Below are 11,785 nucleotides of genomic sequence, written 5' to 3'. Positions count from 1 at the left end.
CGCCGGGCGGCTGCGGATGGCGTTCGCCGGGCGCAAGCGGCGCGCCCGGGCGCTGGCCGCCGTCGCCGAGCTCCAGGAGATCGTCCGCGACGCGCAGGAGCGTGACCTGCGGCTGCTGCTCGCCCAGGCCACCACCGACCTGCTGCGCCCGCCCGTCGACGAGATCGAGGCCTGGGTCGACTTCGAGCTGCGCTCCGCCGAGTACTACAGCCAGCTCGCCGAGATCGCCGAGCACCGCACGGACGTGGCGGCGAGCGAGGGCTTCCTGCCCTCCGAGGTCGTCGAGCGGGTGCACGCCCAGCCGCTGGACGACACCCACCGCCGCGTCTCGCTGCGCGGCTACCAGGCCTTCGGCGCCCGGTTCGCGCTCGCCCAGCGGCGGGTGATCCTCGGCGACGAGATGGGGCTCGGCAAGACCGTCCAGGCCATCGCGGCGCTGGCCCACCTCGCGGCCGAGGGGCACAGCCACTTCCTGGTGGTCTGCCCGGCCGGCGTGCTCATCAACTGGACCCGCGAGATCCGCGCCCGCAGCACCCTGCGCGCGCTGCCGGTGCACGGCCCCGGCCGGCAGGACGCCTACGCCCAGTGGCGCGAGCGCGGCGGAGTCGCCGTCACCACCTTCGACATGCTGCGCACCCTGCCCGCGCCCGACGACACCAGCGGCACGAGACCGGCCCTGCTCGTCGTCGACGAGGCGCACTACGTCAAGAACCCGGACACCCGCCGTGCCCGCTCCGTGGCGGTGTGGGCCGAACACTGCGAGCGTGTGCTGTTCCTGACCGGCACGCCGATGGAGAACCGCGTCGAGGAGTTCCGCGCGCTGCTGCGCCATGTGCGCCCCGACCTGGTTCCCGCGGTGCGGCGCAGTGACGCGGTCGCCGGTCCGCAGGCGTTCCGTACGTCGGTCGCGCCCGCGTATCTGCGCCGCAATCAGCAGGACGTGCTCACCGAACTGCCCGCGCTGCTCCAGGTCGACGAGTGGGAGGAGTTCAGCGCCGCCGACCAGGACGCCTACCGCGCGGCCGTCGCCGAGGGGAACTTCATGGCGATGCGCCGGGCCGCGTACGCCGACCCGGAGAAGTCCGCGAAGCTCCAGCGGCTGCGTGAACTGGTGGAGGAGGCGGCGGACAACGGGCTCAAGGTGGTCGTGTTCTCGTACTTCCGGGACGTACTCGCCGGGGCTGAACGCGCTTTGGACGCTACGACCCCGCCCGTACGCCTCCTCGGCCCCCTCTCCGGCTCCGTCCCCGCCGCTCGACGCCAGCAGCTCGTCGACGACTTCACCGGTGCCGAAGGACCCGCCGTGCTGCTCGCGCAGATCGAGGCCGGCGGCGTCGGGCTCAACCTCCAGGCCGCCTCCGTGGTCGTCCTGTGCGAACCGCAGGTCAAACCCACGCTGGAGCACCAGGCCGTGGCCCGCGCCCACCGCATGGGCCAGACCCGCCCGGTCCAGGTGCACCGGCTGCTGGCGACGGACAGCGTGGACGAACGCCTGCTGCACATCCTGGAGAACAAGAACCGCCTGTTCGACGCCTACGCCCGGCGCAGCGACACCGCCGAGGCCACGCCGGACGCCGTGGACGTCTCCGACGCCGCGCTCGCCCGCCGCATCGTCGAGGAGGAGCAGCAGCGCCTGGCGGCCGCCGGCACCGCCAACTCCACGGACACCGCCCGCATATGACGGCCGCATGGCGGCTCTGTTTCGTTCGTGCAGGACCCTTGTGCAATTCCTGTGGAACCCTCAATCTTTCGGCTGACGCACACGCGCCGCCTCGCATTGTCATGACCATGACCTGCATGGCAGAAGCGGGGCGGCCTGCTCGGCGTGCACCACCCCACACGCACCACCGACTGAGGAGGACCCCTCATGCGTCACGCCCGCAGCACCCGGCGAAGAATGGCCGCGATCGGCGCGGCGGCCACCGCGGCGCTCACCGCGAGCCTCGTCTCCGCCCTCCCCGCCTCGGCCGCCCCGGCAGCCGAGGGCACCATCCAGTACGAGGACGCCGCGAACGCCGTCCCCGGCAGCTACGTCATCACCCTCAAGGGCACCAAGGCCGGCTCCGCCGAGGGCCGCGCGCTCGCCAGGAAGTACGGCGCCGACATCGAGCGGACCTACACCAAGGCCCTCAACGGCTACGAGATCGAGGCCTCGGAGACCGAGGCGAAACGTCTCGCCGCCGACCCGGCCGTCGCCTCGGTGATCCAGAACCGCACCTTCAGCATCACCGGCACCCAGCCCAACCCGCCCTCCTGGGGCCTGGACCGGGTCGACCAGAAGAACCTCCCGCTCAACAGCTCGTACACTTACCCGGACTCGGCCGGGCAGGGCGTGACGGCGTACGTCATCGACACCGGCGTCCGCATCACGCACAGCGACTTCGGCGGCCGCGCCTCCAACGGCTACGACGCCATCGACAACGACAACACCGCGCAGGACGGCCACGGCCACGGCACCCACGTCGCCGGCACGGTCGCGGGCAACGCCTACGGTGTGGCCAAGAAGGCGAAGGTCGTCGCCGTGCGCGTGCTCGACAACTCCGGTTCCGGCACCACCGCGCAGGTCGTCGCCGGCATCGACTGGGTGGCGCGCAACGCGGTCAAGCCGGCCGTCGCCAACATGTCCCTCGGCGGCGGCGCCGACAGCGCCCTCGACACGGCCGTGCGCAACGCCATCGCCTCCGGTGTCACCTTCGTCGTCGCGGCGGGCAACGAGTCCACCAACGCCTCCACCAAGTCCCCGGCGCGCGTCACCGAGGCCATCACGGTCGGCGCCACCACCTCCAGCGACGCCCGCGCCAGCTACTCCAACTACGGCTCGGTGCTGGACATCTTCGCGCCCGGCTCCTCCATCACCTCCGCCTGGCGCACCAGCGACACGGCCACCAACACCATCTCCGGTACGTCCATGGCGAGCCCGCACGTCGCCGGTGCGGCCGCCCTGCACCTGGCCGCCAACCCCACGGCCACCCCCGCCCAGGTCTCCTCCGCGCTGACCTCCGCCGCCACCACCGGCGTCGTCGGCAACCCCGGCAGCGGCTCGCCCAACCGGCTGCTGTACGTCGGGGGCGGCGGCACCACCCCGCCTCCCGGTGACCGCTTCGAGAACACCGAGGGCGCGGCCATCGCCGACAACTCCACCGTCGAGTCCCCGGTGACCGTCACCGGCGTCAGCGGCAACGCACCGTCCGACCTGGCCGTCGAGGTGAACATCACCCACACCTACATCGGCGACCTCCAGGTCCAGCTGATCGCCCCCGACGGCACGGCGTACACGCTGAAGTCGTACGGCACCGGCGGCAGCTCGGACAACATCAACACCACGTACACCGTCAACGCCTCCTCGGAGACGGCGAACGGCACGTGGAAACTCCGGGTCAGCGACAACGCGAACTGGGACACCGGCCGCCTGAACAGCTGGGCGCTGCAGTTCTGACCCGTTCTGATCCCGTCCTGCCCCTGACGTCAGGCCACTGACGCACCCTCACCACCCGCACCACCCTCGTCCTCGCGGACGGGCCCGGGTCCCCGACCCGGCCCGCCGCGGGGACGAGGCGCTAGGCCCTGTCGTCAAATCCCCGTCTGCCTGGCGACGCCATGCACGCTCCCCCACTGCCTTAAGGGCGTGGGAGGTGCCCCCACTCGCCGCACCGGGCGCCGACCACGTACAACCAGTACGCCGGTCGACGCCCGGCACGCCGAGAGCACGCTCCCCCACCCTCGAACCGCGCTTCGCACGGCTCGGGCGGGAGGTGCCCCCACGCCGCCGCCAGGCCCGCCCTCCGGGCGGACGACGGGGATTTGACGACAGGGCCTAGTGGGAGGTCATCTGCCGTTCACAGCGGCGCGGGCGGATCGTCGTGTTCGTCACCCCGGTGCGTCCGACGATCACCCTGCGCTTACGATGCGGCCAGCCGCACACCGGCCACCCGCCTCTCGTCGCCCGCAGCCGAAACAGGAGCACGGTACTCGTGTCCATACCTCCGCCCTCCGGTCCCCGGCACCCGCAGGACCCGCAGGGCTTCCAGGGCCCGTACCCGGCTCCCCAGCCCCAGCCCCAGCCCCAGCCGCAAGGGGGCTACCCGCCCCGGCAGTCGCCCTACGGAGGCGCGCCCGGAGTCGCTCCGTACGGCCTCTACGGGCCCTACGGCCCGCGTCCCCCGGCGGCCGTCAACGGCGTCGCGATCGCCTCGCTGGTCCTCGGTGTGCTCTGCTTCCTGCCGGCCGTCGGGCTCGTGCTGGGCGTGATCGCGCTGCGGCAGATCCGGCGGCGGGGCGAGGGGGGGCCGCGGGATGGCCGTCGCGGGGTCCGTGCTGTCGTCCGTGGGGCTCGCGCTGTGGGTGGTGGCGCTCACCACCGGTGCCGCCGCCGACGTCTGGCAGGGCTTCAAGGACGGTGCCGCCGCCGACAGCGTGCTCGCGCTCCGCAAGGGCGACTGCTTCAACTCGCCCGGCGGACTGGACGGCTGGACGACCGAGGCGGCCAGGGTGCCCTGCGCGCGGGCGCACGACGGCGAGGTCTTCGCCGTCCTCACCCGGCCCGACGGCGCCTACCCGGGCGACGACGTCCTCACCGACCTCGCCGACGAGCGGTGCTACGCCCTCCAGGACGCCTATGTCATGGACAGCTGGGCCCTGCCGGACGACGTCGCCGTGTACTACCTCGTGCCGTCCCGGCAGAGCTGGCGCTACGGCGACCGTGAGATCACCTGCGTGTTCGGCAAGGAGGACGGCAGGAGCAAGCTCACCGGGTCACTGCGGAAGGACGAGACCACGCTCGACGCGCACCAGGTGACGTATCTGGAGGCGGCCCAGGTGCTCAACGCGGCCATGGAGAAGGGACCGGTCACGGAGGCCGGCGAGGAGGACCTGCCCGCTCAGCGGAAGTGGGCGCGCGAGGTTGCCGACGCGCTCACGGAGCAGACCGGGATGCTGCGTGAGCACCGCTGGCCCGACGACGCCCGGCGGCCGGTGTCGGAGCTGGCCGAGGAGCTGGAGCGGGCCGAGAAGGAGTGGTCTGCCGCCGCCGAGGCCACGGACCTGGACACGTACTACGAGCACTACGACAAGGGCTGGGCCCTCCTCGACGCCCGGAAGACGGTCACCGCCCGCGAGGCTCTGGGCCTGGCCACCACCCCGCCGGACCCGGAGGAGGCGGAGGAGCGCGACTCAGGAGGCGGGTCCATCGAGGTGTGACGGCCCCCATAGCGGGGAGAAAGTGCCTGCGTAAAGGCTTCCCCCGCCGCATGTCATCACATCGAGTGATTCTCTGGCCTTTGCTTGCCTGGCGGAACCCTCGGTTGCCACGCTGTTGCTGTCTGTACAACCTGATGGGAGCGGCCAGTGACATTCGGTGAGCAGCCGGCGTATCTGCGTGTCGCGGGTGATCTCCGCAAGAAGATCGTCGACGGCCTGCTGCCCCCGCACACCCGGCTCCCCTCCCAGGCCAGGATCCGCGAGGAGTACGGCGTCTCGGACACGGTGGCGCTGGAGGCCCGCAAGGTGCTCATGGCCGAGGGCCTCGTCGAGGGCCGCTCCGGTTCGGGGACGTACGTCCGTGAGCGGCCCGTGCCGCGGCGCATCGCGCGCTCCGGCTTCCGCCCCGAGCGCGGGGCCACTCCCTTCCGGCAGGAGCAGTCCGACGCCGCTGTCCACGGCACATGGGAGTCCAGCAGCGAGCAGACCGAGGCGCACGGCACCGTCGCCGAGCGGCTCGGCATCGAGCCCGGCGACCGTGTGATGCGCACCAAGTACCTGTTCCGGGAGGCCGGTGAGCCGATGATGCTCTCCACCTCCTGGGAGCCGCTCGCGCTGACCGGGCGGACGCCGGTGATGCTGCCCGAGGAGGGCCCGCTCGGCGGCATGGGCGTCGTCGAGCGCATGCGCGCCATCGACGTCATCGTGGACAACGTCACCGAGGAGGTCGGCGCCCGCCCCGGTCTCGCCGAGGAACTGCTCCTCCTGGGCGGGGTCCCCGGTCATGTCGTCCTCGTCATCCAGCGGACGTACTTCGCGTCGGGCCGTCCGGTGGAGACGGCGGACGTGGTGATCCCCGCGGACCGGTACCGGGCGTCGTACCACCTGCCGGTCAAGTAGCGCACCCGTTGGTGAAGCAGCTCACGTAACCCCTCTTGCCGCGCGCCCCGCGTGCGGCCGGGCACCGCGCGCCCGCCGTGGTCCGCACGCTCCCGTGCCGTAGCAATCCGGTCGTTCTCGCAGGTCGCCCCGGAGCGGGGCGCGTGCGGCGGTGTGCTGCTGACCGGATGTGTCGAGGAGCGTGCACGGCGCGTTCACCACCGTGCGCCCCCTGCGTTCTGGCTGGTTGCGTACCTCTTTGTGAAAAGGCGTATTCGCTGCGTGAAGGTAAGGCGTAGGCTCGGGCATATGCGGACTGCGGTTTCCTTACCGGGCGGGGCGCGGCACAGGTCGCGGGCGGGAAGAGGAGGGGCGCGATGAACGACGGCACGGTCACTCTGCCCTGGCTCGTCGTGCGGCAGGACGACAACGGCAATCGCTACCGCGTGGGCCGGTACGCGACCCGCGCCGAGGCGCAGAAGATCGCGGACAGCCTCGACAGCCGCGGTCACCAGCAGCTCTACTGGGTCGAGCGCATCGGCCAGAACGGCACGGGCGCGGGCTGACGCCCGGCCGGCCGACGCCCTCCCGTAGGCTCCGGCGCATGAGTGAGCGGATCGTGGTGGTCGGCGCGGCCCTCTGGCACGAGGGGCGGCTGCTCGCCGCACGCCGCAGCGCACCGGCCGAACTGGCCGGGCTATGGGAACTGCCCGGGGGCAAGGTCGAGCCCGGTGAGACCGGAGAGGCGGCCGTCGTACGGGAGTTGCGCGAGGAACTCGGCATCGACGCCGAGGCCGGTGAGCGTGTGCCGGGGGAGTGGCCGCTGAGGCCGCCGTACGTGCTGCACGTGTGGACCGCGACCCTGCGCCCCGGATCCGCCGACCCCCACCCCCTCGAGGACCACGACGCACTGCGCTGGCTCACCCCCGCCGAGATCTGGCACGTCGACTGGCTCGACCACGACATCCCGGCCGTCGAGGCCACCCTCACCCACGCCGCCGCACGACAGGACACGTAGGCGATCAGCACCGCTCGAACGCCTCCCACGTACGGCGCGTCGAAGCGCTCACCGGACCCTCGCGCGAGCCCCCGCGCATCCCGTGCGCTGCGATGCGCCTGCGCGGGGGCGCAGGACGGTAATCCGCCCCCAATTTCGGGTATGTGCCCATTAACCCCACGAAACCGGACAGGGGTGGACTCGCTCGTCTGGGAAGTGATCCGCGTGGTCGACACCGAGGGCGACCGTGCCGCCTGGACCTTCCCCGCGGAACCGGGCGCCGTGCGCGCCGCACGCTCCGCCGTGCGCGCCCAACTGCACGGCTGGGACCTCGACCGCCTGGCCGACCCGGCGGCCCTGCTGGTCAGCGAGCTGGTCACCAACTCCCTGCGGCACGCCACCGGCCCCATCGAGGTCCGCCTCGTACGCCCCACCGGACTCGACGGCGTTCTCCTGGCGGAGGTCTCCGACCCGCTGCCGGAGTTCCCGCGCGAGCGCGCCGCCCGGCCCGACGAGGAGAGCGGACGCGGACTGCAGCTCGTCGCCTCCACCTCCCGCCGCTGGGGCACCCGCCCCGGAGGCGCAGGCAAGACCGTGTGGTTCGAACTCGGGGTGCCGACATGACGGCGCACGAGGTGTACGCGCACGCCCCGCCTGTCGATCGGCTGGTTCACGCCTGTGGCGGTTGCCGAAGAGGGGGATTCGACGACGTGTCCGCTGGTTAGAAGACTGGGAGTGTTCTCACGGCGCGGACCGAAAAGCATCGGGACCGTGCTGTGATCGTGAACACCGTGTTGTGCGGCGCCGTAGTGCTGGATACTGCGGGCAGCCGCCCCCGGTGACCGGTGCCGGACGCGGTGAGCTGGAGGGGACGGTTCGCGTGAGCGAGATACCAGCGAAGGCCACGGAGTCCGAGGACCCGTCGGACGGCGCGAGGAACGATGCCGTGGACGGCCCGGTGCCGGGGCAGGCCGGCGATGCCGAGACGGCCGACCCGATGTGGCAGAGCAGCCCGCCCGGCTCCATGTACGACTACATCAAGGTGGCGTCCTTCTCCATCGGCCCGGACGGTCTGGTCGACCAGTGGAGCCTGCGCGCCGAGCAGCTCTTCGGCATCCCCGCCGACCGAGCCGTCGGCATGGACCCCATCGCGGCGTTCATCGACCCGCACCGGCGTGAGCAGGGCCAGCGCAAGATGGCCGAGATCCTCGACGGCCGCGAGTGGACCGGCGTCGTGCCCTTCCGGGTGCCGGAGACCGGCGGGACGCCGGGGCTCGAGCGGGGGCGCACGGGCCTCGCCGAGGTCTACGTCATGCCGACGCGCACCGAGGACGGTGAGCGGGCCGCCGTCTGCATCGTCGTCGACGTGCGCACCCTGCGCCGGATCGAGACCGACCTCGCCGCCTCGCAGGCCATATTCGGCCAATCCCCGTTCGGCTTCCTGCTGATCGACACCGAGCTGAAGGTCCGCCGCGCCAACGAGCGCTTCGCGTCCATCTTCGGCGGCACCCCAGACGACCACCGCGGCAAGGGCGTCCACGACTATCTGCCGCGCGGCGAGGCCGAGCGGGTCGCCGCGACCCTGCGCCGGGTGCTGGAGACCGGCGACTCCATCACCGACATGCACGTCACGGGCTTTGTGCCGGGCTCCGACGAGCGCCGCCACTGGTCCGTCAATCTCTACCGCGTGCACAGTGGCACCGGCCGCCCCATCGGGATCGCCTGGCTGGGCACGGACATCACCGCCCGCCGTGCCGCCGCCCGCGAGGCCGCCGCCGCACGGCGCAATCTGGCCCTGCTCAACGAGGCCGGGGCCCGCATCGGCAACTCCCTCGACCTGGAGACCACCGCGCGCGAACTCCTCGACGTGGTCGTCCCCGGCTTCTGCGACCTCGCGACCGTCGACCTGTACCAGGGGCTGCTGGCCGGCGACGAGACCCCGCCGGGGCTCGCCGACGGCAGCGCGGAGGTACGCAGGGTCGCCTTCGCCAGCGCCGTCTCCGACGGCCCGTTCAGCGGCACCGGTGAGCCCGTCAAGCTCGGCGCGGTCCACCACTACCCGTTCAACTCGCCCTGCGCGGACGCCCTGCGCACCGCCCGCCCGCAGACCGTCGCCGGAGAGGACGGGGGACTGGTGCAGTCCACGCTCGCCGTGCCGATGGTCGCCCACGACACGGTGGTGGGGCTCGCGCAGTTCGCCCGCACCAAGGGCAGCGAGCCGTTCGGGGAGCGCGACCGGGATCTCGCCGTCGAGCTGGCGGCGCGGGCCGCCGTCTGCATCGACAACGCCCGCCTGTACCGGCGCGAGCACGAACGCGCGCTGATACTCCAGCGGTCCCTGCTCCCGCCCGGCGACCCCGAGGCGTCCGGCCTGGACATCGCCTGCCGCTATCTGCCCGGCAACGCGGCGACGGGCCGGCCCAGCGAGGTCGGCGGCGACTGGTTCGACGTCATCGAACTCCCCGGGCACCGCACGGCGTTGGTCGTGGGCGACGTCATGGGCCGCGGCCTGCGCGCGGCCGTCGCGATGGGCGAACTGCGCACCGCGGTACGTACCCTGGCGCAGCTGGACCTCGAACCGGCCGAGGTTCTTTCCCAGTTGGACGAGATCGCTCGCGGCCTCGGTGCCCCCGGAGGTGTCCAGCAGGCCACCCGCGCCGCCCGCCGCCCCCGCGAGGCCGACCTCTCCGAGGTCTACCTGGCGACCTGCGTCTACGCCGTCTACGACTCGGTGACCCGGCGCTGCACCTTCGCCAACGCCGGTCATCTGCCGCCCGTCCTGGTCGAACCCGGCGAGAGCGCGCTGATGCTGGACGTGCCGCCCGGCATGCCGCTCGGCGTCGGCGGCGAGCCCTTCGAGGAGGTCGAGGTCGAACTGCCCGAAGGCGCGCTGCTCGCGCTCTACACGGATGGACTGGTCGAAAGCCGCGACCATCCCCTCGACGAGGGCCTCCAGGCGTTCGTCGGCGCCCTCACCGACCCGGCCCGCCCCCTGGAGGACGTCTGCGACCACGTCCTCAACACCCTCGACTCCCACCACGGCGAGGACGACATCGCCCTGCTCATGGCCCGAGTCCAGGGCCTGCCCGCCGACTCCGTGGGCGACTGGACCCTGCCGCGCGAGCCGCGCAGCGTGGGCCGCGCCCGCGAGTACGCCCGCGCCCAGCTGCTCAGCTGGGACATGGAGCCCCTGGTCGACACCACGGAGCTCCTGGTCAGCGAACTGGTCACCAACGCCCTGCGCTACGGCGAGGGCGAGATCAGACTCCGCCTCCTCCTCGACCGCACCCTGGTCTGTGAGGTCTGGGACTCCGGCCTGGTCCAGCCCCGCCGCCGCCGCGCCCGCGACACCGACGAGGGCGGCCGCGGCCTCCAGCTCGTCGGCCTCCTCAGCGCCGCCTGGGGCTCCCGCCGCACCCACCGCGGCAAGACGGTCTGGTTCGAACTCCCCCTCCCCGGCGGCGACACAGGCCTCACAGACCCGGCGGAGGCCCTCCTGAGCCTGTTCTGACCCAGGCCCCCGGCTTCGAACGGGTGATCGCAACCAACGTGCCGCTGATCGTCGTCCTCCACCGCACCATCAACTGCGAGGGGGCGGCCCGGGATGACGCGTACGGAGCAGGGACCGGCGGACGTCGAGGAATCCTCGCGGGACGAAGGGAAGCGCCGTAGGCCCTGGGTGCGGTGGGTGAGGCGCGGTGCGCTCGCCCTCGTTCTCCTGCTGCTCGTCCCGCTCCTCGCCGTCGAGACCGCCCTGTGGTTCAACAGCACCGGTGACCCCGCCGACGGCACCCGTACCCGGAACCGGGACGCCCTCTGGCTCGGGCACGCCTGGGTGGACGGGCGGAAGAAGGACGCCGATGTCGCGGCGCTCGCACGGCGGCTGAGCGACACCGGCATCCGGGACCTGTACGTACACGCCGGGCCGCTGGAGCACGACGGCACGCTGCCCGAGTCCGCTTATCCCCGAGCCCGTTGGTTCATCGACGCCGTGCACCGGGAGCTGCCCGGGGTGCGGGTGCAGGCCTGGCTCGGGGACGTCGTCGCCCCGGAGCACCCCGAGGGGCTGCACCTGGAGCGCGCCGGGACGCGGGCCGCCGTCCTGGCCTCCACCCGGCAGATCCTCGACGCCGGTTACGACGGCGTCCACTTCGACCTGGAGCCCATGCACTCCGGCGACCGCAACTTCCTCACCCTCCTCGACGACCTGCACAGCGAGACCCGCTCCCGGGACGTCCCGCTGTCCGTCGCCGCCCACCAGATCGACCCGCTGCCCGGCCTGCACACCGTCGTGGGCGCCTTCACCGGCCACCCCAAGTGGTGGACCCAGGAGTACTTCGGCCAGGTCGCCCGCCGCGTCGACCAGATCGCCCTCATGTCGTATGACACCAAGCAGCCCCTGGAGAGCACCTACGCCGGTTACGTCGCCCAGCAGACCTCCCTCGCCCTGGAGGTCACCCCGCCCGGCACCGACCTGCTGATGGGCCTGCCCTTCTTCTACGAGAGCGACTTCAGCCACTGGGGCCACGCCGAGACCGTCCCCGCCGCCGTCCGCGGCGTCCGCCTCGGCCTGTCCCGCACCGACGCCGACCGCGCGAACTTCGGCGTCGCCCTCTACGTCGACTTCGCGGCCAAGGAAGCCGACTGGGCGGCGTACGAGAAGGACTGGGTGGGCGGCCGGGACAACCCCTGACGGCACCCAGACGTCATCCG

The 11,785-nt window shown here is 72.4% G+C and carries 8 protein-coding genes and 1 pseudogene; all 9 read left to right on the top strand.

Features of this window, described 5'->3' with window-relative positions:
• The coding region (locus N4P33_RS08370) for a DEAD/DEAH box helicase (RefSeq protein WP_260825684.1) at positions 1–1,681 on the top strand (1,681 nt) is incomplete at its 5' end.
• Between the two features lie 186 nt (positions 1,682–1,867).
• On the top strand, positions 1,868–3,436 hold the full coding sequence (locus N4P33_RS08365) for a S8 family peptidase (RefSeq protein WP_260825683.1): 1,569 nt from the start codon (positions 1,868–1,870) through the stop codon (positions 3,434–3,436).
• A gap of 535 nt (positions 3,437–3,971) precedes the next feature.
• Positions 3,972–5,196, top strand: a pseudogene (locus N4P33_RS08360) (DUF4190 domain-containing protein).
• A gap of 147 nt (positions 5,197–5,343) precedes the next feature.
• The gene (locus N4P33_RS08355) at positions 5,344–6,096 is read left to right on the top strand and encodes a GntR family transcriptional regulator (RefSeq protein ID WP_260825682.1); all 753 of its coding nucleotides are present in this window, start codon (positions 5,344–5,346) and stop codon (positions 6,094–6,096) included.
• Between the two features lie 356 nt (positions 6,097–6,452).
• Positions 6,453–6,641: an SPOR domain-containing protein gene (locus N4P33_RS08350; protein ID WP_260825681.1), complete on the top strand. Its 189-nt coding sequence runs from the start codon at positions 6,453–6,455 to the stop codon at positions 6,639–6,641.
• A gap of 38 nt (positions 6,642–6,679) precedes the next feature.
• Positions 6,680–7,093 carry a (deoxy)nucleoside triphosphate pyrophosphohydrolase gene (locus tag N4P33_RS08345; protein ID WP_260825680.1) on the top strand — a complete coding sequence of 138 codons (414 nt, stop codon included), beginning with the start codon at positions 6,680–6,682 and terminating at the stop codon, positions 7,091–7,093.
• Between the two features lie 174 nt (positions 7,094–7,267).
• A complete protein-coding gene (locus tag N4P33_RS08340; RefSeq protein ID WP_260825679.1) occupies positions 7,268–7,696 on the top strand; it encodes an ATP-binding protein in 429 nt (142 codons plus the stop codon).
• A gap of 256 nt (positions 7,697–7,952) precedes the next feature.
• Entirely contained in the window at positions 7,953–10,583 is a 2,631-nt protein-coding gene (locus tag N4P33_RS08335; RefSeq protein ID WP_260825678.1) for a SpoIIE family protein phosphatase, read from the top strand.
• A 93-nt stretch (positions 10,584–10,676) separates the two neighbouring features.
• Complete coding sequence (locus N4P33_RS08330) at positions 10,677–11,765, top strand: hypothetical protein (protein WP_260825677.1); 1,089 nt, start codon at positions 10,677–10,679, stop codon at positions 11,763–11,765.
• Positions 11,766–11,785: the final 20 nt, after the last annotated feature.

It is taken from the genome of Streptomyces sp. 15-116A, assembly GCF_025290915.1.
Taxonomy (GTDB): Bacteria; Actinomycetota; Actinomycetes; order Streptomycetales; family Streptomycetaceae; genus Streptomyces.
The sequence above is the reverse complement of the archived record's forward strand: the minus strand, read 5'-3'. Positions and strand labels throughout refer to the sequence as shown.

Coding starts and splice junctions, on each gene's coding strand:
- N4P33_RS08365 (WP_260825683.1), top strand. CDS start 1,868: ATGCGTCACGCCCGCAGCACCCGGCGAAGAATGGCCGCGATCGGCGCG.
- N4P33_RS08350 (WP_260825681.1), top strand. CDS start 6,453: ATGAACGACGGCACGGTCACTCTGCCCTGGCTCGTCGTGCGGCAGGAC.
- N4P33_RS08345 (WP_260825680.1), top strand. CDS start 6,680: ATGAGTGAGCGGATCGTGGTGGTCGGCGCGGCCCTCTGGCACGAGGGG.
- N4P33_RS08330 (WP_260825677.1), top strand. CDS start 10,677: ATGACGCGTACGGAGCAGGGACCGGCGGACGTCGAGGAATCCTCGCGG.